This window comes from Steroidobacter flavus, from assembly GCF_042651805.1.
Classification (GTDB): domain Bacteria; phylum Pseudomonadota; class Gammaproteobacteria; order Steroidobacterales; family Steroidobacteraceae; genus Steroidobacter; species Steroidobacter flavus.
Map to the genome: position 1 here is coordinate 3,449,471 of NZ_JBHSDU010000003.1, position 16,696 is coordinate 3,466,166.

Below are 16,696 nucleotides of genomic sequence, written 5' to 3' on the forward strand. Positions count from 1 at the left end.
TCGGATGAGCAAGGCGAAAGTAGCCATCATCGGCTCGGGCAACATCGGCACCGATCTGATGATCAAAGTGATGCGCACCTCGCGTCACTTGGAAATGGCGGCGCTGGTGGGCGTCGATCCGAACTCCGAAGGCCTCGCGCGTGCGCGTCGCCTCGGTGTGTTCGCGACCGACAAAGGGCTCGAAGGTCTGCGCAGTGAATCGTTGTATCAAGACATCGATATCGTGCTGGATGCGACCTCGGCCAAGGCGCACGAGCATCACGCGGCGATTCTGAAACAGGACGGCAAGCGCGCCATCGATCTCACACCGGCGGCCGTCGGTCCGTACGTTGTCCCTAGTGTGAACCTGGATGAGCATCTGCAGGCTCACAACGTGAACATGGTGACTTGCGGCGGGCAGGCGACGATTCCTATCGTTGCGGCCGTTCGTAAAGTTGCAACCGTGCCGTATGCGGAGATCGTTGCGTCCATCGCATCGAAGTCTGCGGGGCCGGGCACGCGAGCAAACATCGATGAGTTCACCGTCACGACGTCGCGTGCCATCGAAGGCGTCGGCGGCGCGGGGTTGGGCAAGGCCATCATCGTGCTGAATCCGGCCGAGCCGCCGCTGATCATGCGCGATACGGTGTATTGCCTCGCGCAGACACAGGATGATCGCGCCATTACCGCGTCTGTTACGGCAATGGTCGCGGCCGTGAATCGTTACGTTCCTGGTTATCGATTGAAGCAGGCGGTGCAGTTCGAGCGCCTCACCGAGAAAGATGGTGTGCGTCTTCGCAAGGGCGACGCGCCGCTCACCGGATTGAAGGTGGCGGTGTACCTGGAAGTCGAAGGTGCCGCGCATTACTTGCCGGCCTACGCGGGCAATCTCGACATCATGACGTCGGCGGCGATGACCACGGCCGATCGCATCGTCGAAACGCAGCTGCAGAGGGCCGCCTGATGACGCAGCTCTATATTCAAGACGTCACGTTGCGCGATGGCATGCACGCCATTCGCCATCAGTACGGTCTCGATCACGTCATTGCCATCGCTCGCGCGTTGGACGAAGCGAAGGTCGCGGCCATCGAAGTGGCGCACGGCGACGGCCTCGCGGGATCGAGCTTCAATTATGGGTTCGGTCGTCACACCGATCTCGAGTGGATCGAAGCGGTAGCCGCGTCGGTCACGCACGCGAAGCTGACGACGCTGTTGTTGCCCGGCATCGGCACAATCGAAGACTTGCATGCCGCTGCGAAGGTGGGCGTGAGGTCTGTGCGCGTCGCGACTCATTGCACCGAGGCGGATATTTCTCGTCAGCACATCGAAGCAGCCCGCAGAATGGACCTTGACGTGTGCGGATTCTTGATGATGTCGCATATGAGTCCGCCGGATCAGTTGGCCGCACAGGCGAAGTTGATGGAAAGCTACGGCGCGCATTGCGTGTACGTCGTCGACTCGGGCGGCGCCCTTACCATGCGCGATACGGAACAACGCGTGCGCGCTCTGCGCCAGGCGTTGCAGCCGGGCACGCAGATCGGCATTCATGCGCATCACAATCTGTCGCTCGGTGTCGCAAACTCGATCGTCGCGGTCGAGCACGGCGTGACCCGGGTCGATGCGTCGCTTGCGGGCATGGGCGCGGGCGCGGGCAATGCGCCGCTCGAAGTGTTCATCGCAGCCGCCGATCGCATGGGCTTCGAGCACGGCTGCGATCTGTTCAAGTTGATGGATGCCGCGGAAGAGCTGGTGCGTCCGTTGCAGGACCGCCCGGTGCGCGTCGATCGCGAGACGCTGTCGCTGGGCTACGCGGGTGTTTATTCCAGCTTCCTTCGCCATGCCGAGAAGGCCGCACGCGACTACGGTGTCGATGTGCGAGAGATCCTGATGGAGCTGGGTCGACGACGGATGGTTGGTGGGCAGGAAGATATGATCGTTGACGTCGCGCTGGATTTGAAAGCGCGCCTGCAGACGAAAGAGGTCGCCGCATGAGTGTAGATATTCCCCGTCTCGCGATGCTACTGGACGATGCGGCTCGCAATGCCACCGCGGTGGCACAAATTTCCGCCACGGAAACGTTGACGCTGGAACAGGCTTACGAGATCCAGAGGCAAAGCATCGAGCGTCGAATTGCCCGCGGTGAGCGGCGCATCGGCACCAAGATGGGCTTCACCAGTCGCGCCAAGATGGAACAGATGGGCGTGTCCGATCTGATCTGGGGCCGGCTGACGCATGCGATGATTGCCGAAGACGGTGGCACGATCAGCAGGAAACGTTTCGTTCATCCCCGCGTCGAGCCGGAAGTTGCGTTTCTGTTGCGCAAGCCGCTGTCCGGCATCGTGACGGCACCGCAGGCACTCGATGCGGTCGAGGCCATCGCGCCGGCGCTGGAGATCATCGATTCGCGCTATCAGAACTTCCGCTTCTCGCTGACGGACGTGGTGGCCGATAACAGCTCGTCGTCGGCGCTCACCATCGGTCCGTGGAATACGCCGCATCAGGCGCTCGATAATCTGGGCATGGTGGTTACTGTGAACGGTCGCCCGCAGACGTTCGGTTCGACGGCGGCGATCATGGGTGACCCGCTGCGTTCGCTGGTGGCGGCGGCGCGTCTGGTCGCGATGAGCGGTGAAGTGCTGGAAGCGGGTCATATCGTGATGGCCGGCGGTGCGACGGCGGCGTTCGAGCTGTTCGTCGGCATGCACGTGCAGTTGGAAGTCGAACGTCTGGGTCGGACGTCGTTTACGGTCGCGGAGTAATCATGCCGATCATTCAAGTCAACATCCTGGCGGGTCGCTCGCCCGAGCTCAAAGCGGAGCTGGCGGCGAAGATCACTGAAACCGTCAGTCAGACGTTGCAGGCCAAGCCTGAGACGATCCGGGTCCTGCTGCAGGAATATGCGGAAGGCGAGTGGTTCGTCGGGGGTAAGTCGATGCCGGTGGCGAAGCCGCCCGGCTCATGAGCGACGTTGCAGCCATCGATCGTCTGATCCGCACGGCCGGGTGGGCGTTGTCGCGCCACGGGCTGTTGCATGCGTACGGTCATTGCAGTGTGCGAACGTCGGCGACGACGTTTCGAGTGTCGCCGTCGAAGCCGTTGGGGCTGGTGACGGAGGACGATGCTTGTCATGAAGTGTCGCTCGATGGTCCGCTGCCGGAAGGCGTGCTGGGCGAGGTGAGAGCGCATCGTGAGATTTATCGCTTGCGGCCGGACGTGAATGCCATCGTTCGTTGCATGCCGCCGAAAGTGATGAGCCTCGGCGCGATGCGCCGCGTGCCGAGGCCAAGACATGGATTTGGGAGTTATTTCTATCCGGCGCCGGTGCTGTGGGATGACCCGCAACTATTACGTGACGACGCGCAGGCTCGGAAGTTCGCGGAAGCGCTTGGCCACCAGCGAGCGATTCTGATGCGTGGTAACGGCGCCGTGATCGTCGGCGAGTCCATCGAGGTCGCGGTGGTACTCACTTGGTATCTCGAGGATGCGGCGCGGGTAGAGCTCGATTGCCTCGCGGCCGGGTTGGCGGACGAGGGCCTGTTGACTGAGCAGGACGCGAAGCAGAGAGCGACCTGGTCGGGGCGGATTCTCGAGCGGATGTGGGACTACCTCACCGCGAATGACAAATAGACGTCGGGCGCCCCGGCAGGGGCACCGGCTGGTATCTTCGTGCCTTTCTGCTGCCATCCCTCTTCCGGCGGCGTCTTGTTAGTTTAGGATGGTGTCAATCACAACAAGGCGTGACGAGGGATGACATGGTGTATTTCCTTGCTCTGCTGATTGGCATCGTTGCGGGCTTGCGCGCCATGACGGCGCCGGCGGGCATAGCCTTCGCGGCTCATTACGGGCTGCTCAACCTGAGCGGTACCTTTCTCGCCTTTCTGGGCTATCGCTGGACGCCGTGGATTTTCCTGGTGCTGGCCCTCGGTGAGCTGATCACTGACCAGCTTCCCACGACCCCCAGTCGCGAAGTTCCCGTCCAATTCGGCACGCGTATTCTCATGGGCGCGCTCACCGGCGGCGCCATCGGTGTCGCGGCCGGGTCGCTCTGGGTCGGCGCGATTGTCGGCATCATCGGAGCAATCATTGGTACGCTGGGCGGCGCGGCGGCTAGAGGAAAGCTGGCGGCGGCGTTTGGAAAAGACCGGCCGGCCGCGTTGATCGAGGATGCCGTGGCCATCGGCGGGGCGATTCTTATTGTGTTGGCGTTGCCATGACACAGAACTTCGACGCCATCGTCATCGGAGCCGGCCAGGCGGGGCCGTCGCTGACGGGGCGGTTGACGCAGGCGGGACGGAAGGTCGCGCTGATCGAGCGCAAGTTATTTGGTGGGACGTGCGTCAACACCGGCTGCATGCCGACCAAAACAATGGTCGCGAGCGCATACGCCGCGCACCTTGCGAGGCGAGCGGCCGACTACGGCGTCGTCACGAACGCGCCTATCAGTATTGATATGAAACGCGTGCAGGCGCGGGCGGCGCAAGTGACGCTGAATGCACGCACGGGATTGGAAAGCTGGCTGAAGTCGATGGCCGGCTGCACGGTCATCGAAGGTCAGGCGCAGTTCGAATCTTCGAACATAGTCCGGGTCGGTGAACAGACCCTGACGGCGCCAAACATATTTATCAACGTCGGCGGGCGCGCGAACGTGCCGAACATGCCGGGCGTGAACACTGTGCCGTTTCTCACCAACACCACGATGTTGCAGGTGGACTTTGTGCCCGAGCATCTGGTCGTGGTGGGCGGTAGTTATATCGGGCTGGAATTCGCGCAGATGTTCCGGCGCTTCGGCGCGAAAGTAACGATCGTCGAGCAGAGCCCGCGGCTGATCGGTCGCGAGGACGAAGATGTGTCGCTCGCGATAGCCGAGATCCTGAAGAATGAAGACATCGCGCTTCGTACTCATGCTGAATGTATCAGCCTCGCGCCGCATGCCGAAGGTGTCGAAGTGCACGTCAGTTGCACTCAAGGTGCGCCCTCGGTTGTCGGCAGCCACGTGCTCCTGGCCGTCGGTCGCGTGCCGAATACAAACGATCTGGGCCTCGACCGCGCGGGCATCGATGTCGACGCGCGTGGCTACATCAAAGTCGACGATCATTTACAAACAAACGTCCCGGGCGTGTTCGCGCTCGGGGATTGCAACGGTCGGGGCGCGTTCACCCATACCGCGTACAACGATTTCGAGATCGTCGCGGCGAATCTGCTCGACGGCGAGGACCGACGCGTCGGCCAGCGCATCCCGGCTTATGCGCTATACATCGATCCGCCGCTCGGCCGCGTCGGCATGACGGAAACTCAAGCCCGGGCCAGCGGCAGAAAATTGCTGATCGGCACACGACCGATGAGCAAGGTCGGAAGGGCCATCGAGAAGGGCGAGACCCAGGGCTTCATGAAAGTCATCGCCGACGCCCGCTCCAAGCGCATTCTGGGCGCATCGATCCTCGGCGTCGGCGGCGACGAGGCCATTCACGGCCTCATCGATATCATGAATGCCGATGTGCCCTACATGAAGCTGCAACAGGCGGTGCCGATTCACCCCACCGTGTCCGAGCTGATCCCCACCGTGCTCGGCGATATGCAGCCGACGAGCTAGTCGCGCCAACCGGGCTGTTTCGGAGGCGGCGGGAACGTCAGATCCTGAATCCATGCGTAACCCAACGCGCCAGGGCGGACGCGCAAGATCGCTGTTTTCTCGGCGGCCAGTGCCACGCTTATCACTTGCGCATCGGTGAGACGTAGCTCGTCCGGCTGGAATACATCGGCGGGCCAGTTCGAGGTGCGCAACACAAAGTGCCCGTCTTTCACACCGGCACGAACATCGCGCAGTTCGTAGACACGCGGCTCGTGGTTGTCGAGGTGGATATTCGCCGCGCGCATACCCAGGTATGACGACAGAGGTAAGCCCAGGGCAGCGAGCAGTACCGCCGAGAAGCGTGCCCACCGATTGCGGTGTGAGCGGCCGAAAGCGCGCCGGGCCCGGAACCAGAACGGTACGACCATGCACAAACCGAGGCCGATGGCCGTCAGGGCAAGCGACGACTCATTCAGGACGATGTACCCGCCGGGCCTTCCCTGCATGCCCAGCCAGAGGCCATCGATCAGGGTTATCGCCGCGAATACCAGGAGACTGCCTGTCGGGCGGGACGATGCGTTGGTTGGAGCGGTGACGGAGCGGCTGCGATTGCTCATGACTTCGGAACACTAATGCTGAGCATAACGGCGCGCCGAGAACTCCAGCACACCCTGATCCGTTGGGGGTGTCCTCAGGGCACCAACGGCGTCATTGATGGCATCGCCCGGGTCGTTTCCGCCTGTGTTTCAATGGCTCCAGTATTAAATGCCCGGAGCTGCACTCGATGCGAACGTTGCGCCAAACCCTGACGGCCCTGCTGTTGGCCGCCGTCACTGCCACCGCCTGGTCGGCCGAAACCGCCTCGCAGGACTCGTTGCAGCCGCTGATCAACGCCGGCGACAAGAAGCTCGCGTTCGACTGGCCCATGGTCACGATCGGCACCGGCGAATATGCCGAAGGACCGACTGGCGTCACCGTGTTTCGCTTCGCGCGACGTGTGCTGGCCGCGGTGGATGTTCGTGGTGGCGGCCCCGGTACCGTGAACACCGACTATCTGCGTCTGGGTTACAACGTGCCCGAAGTGGACACCGTGGTGTTCTCGGGCGGCTCCTGGTACGGCCTCGAGTCGACGACGGCGGCGGCCACGGCGCTGAAGGATGACGGCGTCCGCAGCGGCAACTGGGACAATATTTCTTTGTCCGTGGGCGCGATCATTTATGACTTCGGCGATCGCCGTTTGAACGAGATCTATCCGGACAAGCGACTGGCGCAGGCAGCGCTGCGTGCCGCGCAGCCCGGTGTGTTTCCTCTCGGTGCTCAAGGTGCGGGGCGCTCGGCGCGCACCGGTCAGTTCTTCGGTTGTAACGTCCACTCCGGTCAGGGCGGCGCGTATCGTCAGGTCGGTCCGGTGAAGATCGCCGCGTTCACCGTGGTGAATGCGTTCGGTGTGGTGACGGATCGCGACGGCAAAGTGGTCGCGTGCAATCCGGGCGCGAACTGGCCGCAACCGTTGCGCCCCACCGATCTGCTCGCGGGCATGCCCGACAGTCGCAAGCCGGGTTGGCAGCCGCCGAAAGAAGCGGCACGCAATACCACCGTCAGCCTGATCGTCGTGAATCAGACCTTGGACCCGGCGTTGTTACAGCGGATTGCGGTTCAAGTGCACACGTCGATGGCGCGCGGCCTGCAGCCGTTCGCGACCGAATATGACGGCGACGTGCTCTACGCAATCTCCACGGGCGAAGTGGATGACAAGACACCGGGCGCGCTCGCGTCCGTGGACCTCGGCGTCATTGCGGGCGAAGTGATGTGGGATGCGATTCTTTCGTCGGTGCCCGAGCAACCCAAGGCGTTCCAGCCCAACAAACGCTTCAAAGTCGCCGCCGCCGATCTGCAGAAGTACGCGGGCGATTACAAATTCAGCGATATCGTCACCGTGCGGGTCTCTGCGGAAGGCGGCAAGCTCGTTGCGCAAGCGACCGGTGCTCGCGACGCGTTCGCGATCAAGAAGGCGGCGGCGGTGGAGTTGCAGCCCGTTGCGCAAGGTGACTTCACGGTGCCGGGCCGTTATCCCCTCAACGTTCGTTTTGCCGACGGCAAGTTGATTCTGAACCCGGGTCACTGGGAGCAGATCGGGGTGAAGTAACCCTGGTGATCGCAGCTCACCGACGCGGTCGGCATTGGCAACTGTGCGCGTCGGGAGGCTGGCGATATAACAGCGTCACCGCTGTTATTCAGGAATTTTCACCTTGCATCGCGACGCCGAAGTCCGCAGCCGACGTGCGGACCAACCTCAGGTCGCCGCCAGCCAGGCCCGCGATGCCTACGCGGGCAAGCTGCTCCCCGACGCCCAGCTGCGCTTGTTTCGCGATACGCAGTGGGAGTTCGCGACTCGCACCATCGCCCGAGGCGGTGCTGTTCACGAGCTGCCGCGCGCCGACATTCAGCTGCAAGACATGGTCGTGCATTCCAGAGGCGCGGAGTACGACCTGCCCGACTATATCTCTCGCAATCGTGTCGCTGGCCTGCTGTTGCTGAAGCGCGGCCGGATCGCGTTCGAACATTACGATCTGGGCACCGACGTCAACACGCGCTGGATTTCCATGTCGATGGCGAAGTCGGTGAGCACCACGCTCGTCGGTGCCGCGATTCAAGACAAGCTCATCGGTGGCGTCGATGAACAGCTCACTCGTTATCTGCCCGAGTTGCGCGGCACGAGTTACGAGGGCGTGTCGATTCGTCATCTGTTGCAAATGACGTCGGGCGTGCATTGGGACGATACGCACACCGATGCGGCCTCCGAGCGTCGTCGCATGCTCGAGCTGCAGATCGCTCAGCAGCCCGGCGCGATCATGAAGTTTCTGGCGAGCCAGCCGCGGGTCGCCGCACCGGGCTCCGTTTGGAACTACAGCACCGGCGAGACGCATGTCGTCGGCGCGCTCGTGCGTGCCGCGACTGGCACATGGTGCGCGGATTATTTGTCAGAAAAGATCTGGTCGAAGGTCGGCATGCAGGCGGACGCCACGTGGTGGCTCGAAGCGGCCGGCGGACTGGAAGTGGCAGGCAGCGGCATCAACGCGACGCTGCGCGACTACGCGCGCTTCGGCTTGTTCATGGCGAACGATGGTGTCATCGGCAACGAGCGCGTGTTGCCTGAAGGCTGGATCGCCGAAGCCACGCAGCCTCGTCAGGTCGGCAACGCACGCGTCGACTACGGCTACATGTGGTGGCCGGTCGCACGACCCAACGGATCGTTCGCCGACGGCGCATTCAGCGCTCGCGGCATCTTCGGGCAATACATCTACATCAACCCGCGCGAGCAGGTGATCGTGGCAGTATTGAGCGCCCGCTCCAAACCGAAAGGCGCTGAGGCGATTCCCGACAACGATTTTTTCAACAGCGCGGTGGCTGCGCTGAAGTAGCGAACCGTACAACTAACACAACGGCTCAACCCCGGGGATCAAAGTTTGGGAGGCAACATGGCAACGCGAATGAAGTACATCACAGCACTGGCGGTGGTAGGAGCAACTACCTCGGTCAGCACAATGGCGCAGGAGCTGGTCGTCGAAGAGGTGATCGTGACCGCGCAGAAGCGCGAGCAGCGCCTGGTCGACGTGCCGGTGGCAATCACCGCGCTCGGCGGTGAAGAGATTGCACAAAAGGGTTTGACGAATGTTCAGGACATCGCCTTCGCGGTGCCCGGCATGGCGTTGCGCGAAGATGGTCCTGGCAGCTATCAGATCTTCATGCGCGGCTTGAGCAACCAGTACGGTAACGACGCTCTGGTCGGTGTGTATCTCGACGAAGCGCCGGTCACGCTGACTGGCTACGACCAGCTGGATGTGCGCCCGATCGATCTGGAGCGCGTCGAAGTGCTGAAGGGCCCGCAGGGCACGTTGTACGGTCAGGGCACGGTGGCCGGCGCTTTGCGTTACATCACTAAGTCACCGGATCTGAGCGCGTACGGCGGATCCATCGAAGCGCAGGAATCTTTCATCAGCGGCGGCGATTCGCGTGAAGTGATCACCGGCGTGTTGAACGCACCCATCGTCACCGACAAGTTCGGTATTCGCATCGCCGCTCATGCCGAGGAAGGCGGTGGCTGGCAGGATCAGCCTCAAGCCGGCATCAAGGACGGCAACAATCAGGATCTGCGCATCGTGCGCACCAAGGCGCTGTGGAAGCCGACCGATGCGTTGTCGGTGGAGGCCATGGTCATGATCCATCGCAACGAGAGCGAGCTCGGCCTGGGCTATGAACAGCCGGATCGCACGGTGACGGTCGCGGTCGATCGCGCGCGTCGGCTGGTGCCGAAGGAGTTCAAGTACGACTTGTACAACCTGGATGTGAAGTACGACCTGGGCTCCGCCGAGCTGCTCAGCTCCAGCACGTACATCGATCACAATCATCATTATCCGGCCTCGTATATCGGCGGGTCGGAGACGATCTACCAGGGCGCGCTGGAAGGCACCGACGCTCGTCGCACGCGTGCGCATCAGTTCACGCAGGAGCTCCGCGTCAGCTCCTCGGGCGACAACTTCTTCAATTACACCGTTGGCGGCTATTACCGCTCGCTCAGCACGTCGCTGTTCTCGCTGTTCGACACGCTGTACGTCGATGGCGATCCCACGACCGAGGATTACACCGTCAACGATCCGTACTACGACCGCGACACGTACCAGTCCTATGCCCTGTTCGCCGACATCTCCTTCCGCTTCGCGGACCGTTGGGAAATCGGCGGCGGTGTGCGTTACTTCGAGGACGACCAGGAAAACTGGGACGGCGAGACCTTCGTCGAGAAGGACTCGTTCGACTCGGTCGATCCGCGCGTTTATGCGTCGTTCAAGGCGACCGACAACATCAATGTCTACGCGAGCGTGGGCACCGGCTTCCGCAGCGGCGGCTTCAATCGCGGCGAGGCGTCGAACTTCGAGCCGGAGTCGTTGGTCAGCTATGAGCTGGGCAGCAAGGGCGTGCTGGGCGGCGGCGTGTTCGCGTACGAAGTCGCGGTGTTCTACAGCGACTACAAGGACATGTTGCGTCGTGGCCTGGTGTTCGATCCGGCGACCCGCGAGACCAGCCAGCTCATCAGCAACATCGGCAAGGCGGAAGTGAAAGGCGTCGAAGTGGGCTTGACGTTCCGTCCGATCGATCGGCTGACGTTGAATACTACGGCGACCTATCTGGACAGCGAAGTCACCGAGGTGAACGCGATCGGCAATACCACCAACCTCGCGGGCGACCCGATCGATTACGTGCCGGAGCTCAGCTACACCCTGGGCGCGAACTATGACTTCGATTGGGGCGCGACGCTGCCGGGCTTCTTCCGCGTCGATTACAGCTATCGCGACAAGGTCAGCTACATCGATCTGACCGCCTTTCCGCGAGAAAACACCCCGCAGTACTCGGATGACATTGCGTTGCTGGCGGCGCGTCTGGGCATGAAGATCGGTCAGGCCAGCATCGAGCTGTTCGGCACCAATCTGACCAACCAGAACAAGTGGATCGATCCGTATCACAACTGGACCAACGCCAATCGCACGCGGCCGCGTGAGCTGGGCATCAAGGTCGGGTATCAGTTCTGACCCGAGTCGCTGGGGGCCTTCGGCCCCCGCGACGTTGAGTTTTTCTGAAAGCGGCCATCGGCCCCTTTCGAGCTAGAGAGAAGGCAATGGCGCAGACGTTTCGTAGCACTCAGGATTATCGGGCGTTGGACGTGGCTCACCACGTCCATCCCTTCACCGATCAGAAGGCGCTGGCCGGCAAGGGCGTGCGGGTCATCACACGGGCCGAGGGCGCGTACGTGTGGGACAGCGACGGCAACAAGATTCTCGACGGCATGGCGGGCCTGTGGTGTGTCAACGTCGGCTACGGTCGCAAGGAGCTGGTGGACGCGGCGACTCAGCAGCTGCAGACGCTGCCGTACTACAACAGCTTCTTCCAGACCTCGACGCCGTCGCAGATCGAGCTGGGCAAAGTACTGGCGGAGGTGACGCCGCCGAGCCTGAAACATTTCTTCTATACGAACTCGGGCTCGGAGGCGAACGACACCGTCATTCGTCTGGCGCGTCACTACTGGCGCGTGAAGGGCAAGCCGACCAAGCGCACGTTCATCGCACGCAACCTGGGTTATCACGGCAGCACGCTCGCGGCGGTGAGCCTCGGTGGCATGTCTCACATGCATGCGCTCGACGGGCAGTTGCTGCCTGAGTTCGCGCACATCGCTCATCCGCACTACTACACGCAGGGCGCTGGGCTGACGCTCGAGGAGTACGGCCTCAAGATGGCGCGTCTGCTCGAAGAGAAGATTCTCGAGCTGGGCGCCGACAATGTCGCGGCCTTCATCGGCGAGCCGGTGCAGGGCGCGGGCGGCGTGTATGAGCCGCCGCCGGGCTATTGGGCGGAGATTCAGCGGATCTGCCGCAAGTACGACGTGCTGGTGGTCGCCGATGAAGTCATCTGCGGCTTCGGTCGTACCGGTCAGTGGTTCGGCTCGCAGACTTACGGCATCGATCCGGATCTGATGCCGATGGCGAAGGGCCTGTCGTCGGGCTATCTGCCGATCGCCGGCGTCGCCATTCACGATCGCATCTGGAAAGAAATCAACGAAGGCGGCGCGCTCGCGCACGGCTACACGTACTCGGGTCACCCGGCGTCGTGCGCTGTGGCGATTGCGAACATTCAATTGATGCGGTCGGAGGGGCTGGTCGAGCGCGTACGGGAAGAGATTGCGCCGTACTTCCGCAAGAGCCTGCAGGAGCTGGCGGCGTCGCATCCCATCGTCGGCGAGATTCGCGGCGTCGGTCTGATCGCGGCGATTCAGCTGGTGAAGCACAAGCCGACTCGCGAAATTTTCACGACGCAGGACGACGCGGCCAATTTCTGCCGCGACGTGGCCGCCAACAACGGCCTGATCATGCGCGCGGTGTATCAGTCGATGGTGCTCAGCCCGCCGCTGATCATCACCAAGGCGCAGGTCGATGAGCTGACCGAGAAGGCTCGCAAAGCGCTCGACGAGACGGCTAAAAAGTTTGGGTTAGGGTAACGCCCACTTACGGGCGCGGCTCAGGCCGTGCCCGCTTTTAAATGCGGGTGCTGTTTCTGGATGGTCGCGATCATCCATTGCCGGAACTTGCGGATCACCGGCGAATCCCAGCGCTTCTCGCGCGCGATAAAGTAGTAAATACCCACTGCCAGCGGCTGAAACGCGGGCTTGCCCTCGCCGACATCGACCAGTCGGCCGCTGGCCAGATCGTCCGCCACGATCACATAATTCGTCAGCGAAATGCCGCGGCCGTGCCGGGCCGCGTCCAATGTGAGATGCCCCTGCCACAGCCGCGTGCCGCTCAGCTCCACATCCTCGTGGATGCCGTGGAAGCTCAGCCAATTGCGCCAGCGGTTGAAGTTCTCTTCATGCAACAGCTGATGGGTCAGCAAGTCGCGCGGCTCGTTAATCGGGGCCGAGCGGGCCAGATAGTCACGATTGGCCACGGCCAGCACCGGCGTGTGAACGATTTCTGAGCTGCGCAATTCCGCGGCGAGCTCGACGCGATCCGCATATGGCGCGACCAATCGGATCTCGACGTCCGTGTGATGGGCGAGCACATCCGGCAGGCGGTCGAGCGGGCGTACTTCGATATCGATGCCCGGATTGGCCTTTTCGAACTCGCCGAGACGGCTCGACAGCCAGTGCAAGGCGAAGCCGGGCATGCAGCGGATATGCAGGCGATGATCGTCGCCGCGTTTCATCAGATCGACGGTGGCGCCGGCGATCGTGTCGATCGCGCTGGCGATTTGCTTGTGATATCGGATGCCGTCCTCAGTCAGCACCGCGCCGCCGGGCGTTCGCTGAATGAGCTTCGTGCCGGTCCAGTCTTCGATGGCGCGCAGGTGCCGGCTGACGACGGCATGGTCGCGACACAAATATTGGGCGGCTTTGCGGACGCCACCGAGGCGCGCGACGGCGTCGAATGCCCGCAATGCTTCGAAAGGGGGCAGCGCCTTGCGCGAGGGCAGGCTGGCCGCCGGCGGGTGTGCGATTTTTTCCTCGCTCATCAAAATAAACTCGGCCCTTTTCTGCTCTCAGGTCCACAGCTTCCTCCCCGGAGGGGAGGAAGACTATAAATAATTCACTGAAATTCGCCCGGATTGTGTCACGGCCGGTGCGAAAACGGCACCAAGCGGGGTGGCTTTGGCACTTCTAACCCGGAACGCTCCGCTGACAACATCGGTAAATTCTGCGAGTCCTGATTCCCATCGCGAGGGGTGCCGTTGAATACTATCGCCGAAGCCTCATCGCCCGTCGCGGCCCCGGCCGCCAGCGCCGAATTTTTCGGCCATCCGCGCGGCCTGGCGTATATCGCCTTCACCGAAGCCTGGGAACGGTTTTCCTTTTACGGCATGCAGGCACTGCTGGTGCTGTACATGTCGGGATATCTGCTGCAACCCGGTGTGATCGAGCAGGTGGCCGGGTTCGCCGGCCTGCGCGGCGCCATCGAGGCGGTGTTCGGCACGTTGTCCACTCAAGCGCTCGCGGCGCAGATTTTCGGGCTGTATATCGGCCTGGTTTATTTCATGCCCATTTTCGGGGGGCTGCTCGGCGACCACATTATGGGAAGACGCCGCGCGGTCCTGCTCGGCGCGGCGGCCATGGCGGTCGGTCACTTCCTGATGGCGTTCGAAGCGGCGTTTCTGCCGGCGCTGGCCGCACTGATCGTGGGCTCGGGCTTGTTGAAAGGAAATCTCGCCGCCCAGGTGGGCGCGCTGTACGCCAAGGACGATCGTCGCCGCGATAGCGCCTATACCGCCTACTGCACGGCTATCAACGTCGGTGCGTTCATCGCGCCGCTGGTGTGTGGCACGTTGGGTGAGTTCTACGGCTGGCACTACGGATTCGGGGCCGCCGGCATCGGGATGTTGGTCGGTATCGTCATTTATCTTTCCGGTGCGAAATATTTGCCCGCCGACGGGCCGCGTGGCGAGAAGGTTCACGACCGCCCGCGCATGCAAGCGGGCGATCTGCGCAAAGTCATTGTGATATTGGTGCTGCTCGCGATCACCGCGCTGTTCTGGACGGTGCAGACCCAGGTTTGGAACACCTATCCGGTGTGGTTGCGCGATCACGTCGATCGTTCGCTGCCGTTCGGCTGGACGTTACCGGTGACCTGGTTCCAGGCGCTCGATTCCCTCACCGTGCTGTTGTTCGCACCGCTGGTGATGCTGGTGTGGCGTCGTCAGGCGGAACGCGCGGCCGAGCCCAGCGATCTAGGAAAAATCGCGCTCGGCTGCGGCTTCTTTGCCGTCGCGTGTTTCTTGTTGAGCGCTGGACAATGGCTGGCCGGCGCCGGGCGCGTGCCGGTGTGGTGGCCGGTCGTGTTCCATTTCATTTGCGCCGCTTCGTACTTGTATGTAGCCCCGATTGCGCTCGCGCTGGTGTCGCGCGCAGCGCCGCCGGCGGTGAACGCCATGATGGTCGGCTCCTACTATCTCGGCCTGTTCGTCGGCGGCATCGCAAGCGGCTGGCTGGCGCGCTTCTATGAGCCATTGGGTCCGACGATGTTCTGGATGCTTCATGTGCTGGTCGCGGTCGCCGGCTCGCTGAGCATTCTGCTGCTGCGGCCGATGTTTGTCCGTGTCCTGGAGTTGGAGGTAGCCCGGTAAAAGTCACGCCTTTTGCCGGGCGTGTCAAAAGGGCCTCGGCCACTTTTGACCAGATAATCAGAACGGGAACGGCTTGAGATCGGGATCGATCCACGCGCGCCGTGCCATCACCGAGAACAACACTGGCTTCGACCAGTATTCGAGCAACCAGTCGGATCGCCCGTAACGGCTCGCCAGCAGCTCATCCAGCGCTGTGTGCAGCGGCGTTTCCGGCCGTCCTTTCAGCCAGGCCCGCGCGGCTCGCAGCGAAGCGAGCGTGATCGTCTCGTGATAACCGCTCGAATCGGTGTTCGCCACGCCGGTTGAGAGGTTGTAGGCGCGGATCAATTTAGGCATATCGGCTTCCGCGTTCATGCCAGGCCGGCGCAATACCCAAAAGGCCGCGGCGAAATGGGCCGCGTGTGTCCACTCCGGTTTAGGCAACGTCCGTTCGATCACGCCCAGCGCGATGCGCTCGATGTCGGCGTCACTGAAGAGAGGTGTCATGGTCAAGCTCCTGATGGTGTGAGACCAGCGAAGCTCGACGAAGCCCCGCCGGATGGCGGGGTTGCGGATGTTTGGTTGGGTTTTGGGGCCGGAAAGGGCCCTAGAAAGTCCGAACGCACGCACACGCAACCGCCGCAATGAAGCGCGGTTGTTGCTGTTTGCGTTTGCTGATTCGGATCATGGCCGCGACTATAGGCGCGACCGCGGCAGCGGTCAAACGACCGGCCGGCAATCCGGCGAATGTGCCGGGAGAAATATTAAAGGTTTGTAATCATGCAGCCGCCAGCGTGGCAAGCCAGCGCTGGCAGCGCATGAAACCCGAATTACTTGCGGGCTTTCTTCTTCGACGAGCGCAGCGACAGGCCGAGCTTATGGATGCGCTGGCGGACGGCCGCCTCGGTGCGCTTCAGCTTGGTCGCGATGGCGCGAGCCGGAGTCTGTTCCTTGATCAGCGCCTTCATTTCGCGGTCATTCTGACTCGTCCAACGAACGCGGGAAGTGGCCTTGGAGCTCTTCTTCTTAGCAGGAGTCTTCGAACGTTTTGCTTTAGTTGCCATGGTTAGTCCTCTGGGTAACGCCGCTTGAATCCGCGGCCGTCGCGACGAGTTCCGCGGTCGTGAACTCATCTGAATTCGTCGAGCCGATGCAGTTACATCGGCTTGACATCGACGGTCGCTTATGAAACTTGGGTCCGTTCTCTACTAGGGGGTCAGTTACAAAAAGTCACAATCTGGGCGAAGGGCACGGATTATCAATGTTCGATATGACCATGTTTGGAACGGAACGGCGCTATCGTACCAAATAAACGTCAGGCATTTATATATACGAGGCCGACAAATGTATCTGTCACGTACGTGCTACTACCGAAATATTCCCTGCAGGGCAAGCATCTAAACGAATTTATATCGACCGGAAATGAGCGCTGATCCGGTAAAAAAGCAAAAGGAATGTCGCGAGCCGCCCATCCAAAGCGCCCCGCGCAACGAATCGGAACGAGGCCGG

Annotated in this window: 16 protein-coding genes; 12 read left to right on the forward strand and 4 right to left on the reverse strand. The window is 62.1% G+C overall.

From position 1 onward, the window contains the following. Nucleotides 1-4 precede the first annotated feature (4 nt). The 7 genes from ACFPN2_RS20605 to ACFPN2_RS20635 all read left to right on the forward strand — a co-directional run bounded on the left by ACFPN2_RS20605 (nt 5) and on the right by ACFPN2_RS20635 (nt 5,569). Complete coding sequence (locus ACFPN2_RS20605) at nt 5-943, forward strand: acetaldehyde dehydrogenase (acetylating) (RefSeq protein ID WP_380599917.1); 939 nt, start codon at nt 5-7, stop codon at nt 941-943. After that, the gene (gene dmpG, locus ACFPN2_RS20610; RefSeq protein ID WP_380599919.1) at nt 943-1,971 is read left to right on the forward strand and encodes a 4-hydroxy-2-oxovalerate aldolase; all 1,029 of its coding nucleotides are present in this window, start codon (nt 943-945) and stop codon (nt 1,969-1,971) included. The genes ACFPN2_RS20605 and dmpG overlap by 1 nt, the downstream gene beginning before the upstream one ends. Beyond that, a complete protein-coding gene (locus ACFPN2_RS20615; RefSeq protein ID WP_380599921.1) occupies nt 1,968-2,738 on the forward strand; it encodes a 2-keto-4-pentenoate hydratase in 771 nt (256 codons plus the stop codon). Before dmpG ends, ACFPN2_RS20615 begins: the two co-directional genes overlap by 4 nt. Nucleotides 2,739-2,740: 2 nt before the next feature. Beyond that, on the forward strand, nt 2,741-2,941 hold the full coding sequence (locus ACFPN2_RS20620) for a tautomerase family protein (protein WP_380599923.1): 201 nt from the start codon (nt 2,741-2,743) through the stop codon (nt 2,939-2,941). Next, entirely contained in the window at nt 2,938-3,606 is a 669-nt protein-coding gene (locus tag ACFPN2_RS20625) for a class II aldolase/adducin family protein (protein ID WP_380599925.1), read from the forward strand. The genes ACFPN2_RS20620 and ACFPN2_RS20625 overlap by 4 nt, the downstream gene beginning before the upstream one ends. 125 nt (nt 3,607-3,731) lie before the next feature. Next, nucleotides 3,732-4,193, forward strand: coding sequence for a DUF4126 domain-containing protein (locus tag ACFPN2_RS20630; RefSeq protein WP_380599927.1), 462 nt, complete (start codon nt 3,732-3,734; stop codon nt 4,191-4,193). Then, on the forward strand, nt 4,190-5,569 hold the full coding sequence (locus tag ACFPN2_RS20635; RefSeq protein ID WP_380599929.1) for an FAD-containing oxidoreductase: 1,380 nt from the start codon (nt 4,190-4,192) through the stop codon (nt 5,567-5,569). Before ACFPN2_RS20630 ends, ACFPN2_RS20635 begins: the two co-directional genes overlap by 4 nt. On the opposite strand, the gene ACFPN2_RS20640 is transcribed toward ACFPN2_RS20635, so the two are convergent. Next, nucleotides 5,566-6,165, reverse strand: a complete 600-nt coding sequence (locus ACFPN2_RS20640; RefSeq protein WP_380599931.1) for a hypothetical protein — start codon at nt 6,163-6,165, stop codon at nt 5,566-5,568. The genes ACFPN2_RS20635 and ACFPN2_RS20640 overlap by 4 nt on opposite strands. Nucleotides 6,166-6,332: 167 nt before the next feature. Here ACFPN2_RS20640 and ACFPN2_RS20645 point away from each other — a divergent pair, with 167 nt between their 5' ends. The 4 genes from ACFPN2_RS20645 to ACFPN2_RS20660 all read left to right on the forward strand — a co-directional run bounded on the left by ACFPN2_RS20645 (nt 6,333) and on the right by ACFPN2_RS20660 (nt 12,593). Further along, on the forward strand, nt 6,333-7,694 hold the full coding sequence (locus tag ACFPN2_RS20645) for a P1 family peptidase (RefSeq protein ID WP_380599933.1): 1,362 nt from the start codon (nt 6,333-6,335) through the stop codon (nt 7,692-7,694). Between the two features lie 103 nt (nt 7,695-7,797). Then, nucleotides 7,798-8,970: a serine hydrolase domain-containing protein gene (locus ACFPN2_RS20650; RefSeq protein WP_380599935.1), complete on the forward strand. Its 1,173-nt coding sequence runs from the start codon at nt 7,798-7,800 to the stop codon at nt 8,968-8,970. 57 nt (nt 8,971-9,027) lie between these two features. Continuing rightward, nucleotides 9,028-11,133, forward strand: coding sequence for a TonB-dependent receptor (locus tag ACFPN2_RS20655; protein ID WP_380599937.1), 2,106 nt, complete (start codon nt 9,028-9,030; stop codon nt 11,131-11,133). 86 nt (nt 11,134-11,219) lie between these two features. Then, nucleotides 11,220-12,593, forward strand: coding sequence for an aspartate aminotransferase family protein (locus ACFPN2_RS20660; RefSeq protein ID WP_380599939.1), 1,374 nt, complete (start codon nt 11,220-11,222; stop codon nt 12,591-12,593). Between the two features lie 20 nt (nt 12,594-12,613). Here the strand turns inward: ACFPN2_RS20660 and ACFPN2_RS20665 are convergent, their stop codons facing one another. Further along, a complete protein-coding gene (locus ACFPN2_RS20665; RefSeq protein WP_380599941.1) occupies nt 12,614-13,603 on the reverse strand; it encodes a LysR substrate-binding domain-containing protein in 990 nt (329 codons plus the stop codon). Nucleotides 13,604-13,819: 216 nt separating this feature from the next. Between ACFPN2_RS20665 and ACFPN2_RS20670 the strand changes: the two genes are divergently transcribed. Continuing rightward, nucleotides 13,820-15,208 carry a peptide MFS transporter gene (locus ACFPN2_RS20670; RefSeq protein WP_380599943.1) on the forward strand — a complete coding sequence of 463 codons (1,389 nt, stop codon included), beginning with the start codon at nt 13,820-13,822 and terminating at the stop codon, nt 15,206-15,208. Nucleotides 15,209-15,265: 57 nt separating this feature from the next. On the opposite strand, the gene ACFPN2_RS20675 is transcribed toward ACFPN2_RS20670, so the two are convergent. Together ACFPN2_RS20675 and ACFPN2_RS20680 are read right to left on the reverse strand one after the other, a co-directional pair. Next, nucleotides 15,266-15,817, reverse strand: coding sequence for a hypothetical protein (locus ACFPN2_RS20675; RefSeq protein ID WP_380599944.1), 552 nt, complete (start codon nt 15,815-15,817; stop codon nt 15,266-15,268). Between the two features lie 200 nt (nt 15,818-16,017). Next, the gene (locus ACFPN2_RS20680) at nt 16,018-16,251 is read right to left on the reverse strand and encodes a hypothetical protein (protein ID WP_129777032.1); all 234 of its coding nucleotides are present in this window, start codon (nt 16,249-16,251) and stop codon (nt 16,018-16,020) included. Between the last annotated feature and the right edge of the window lie 445 nt (nt 16,252-16,696).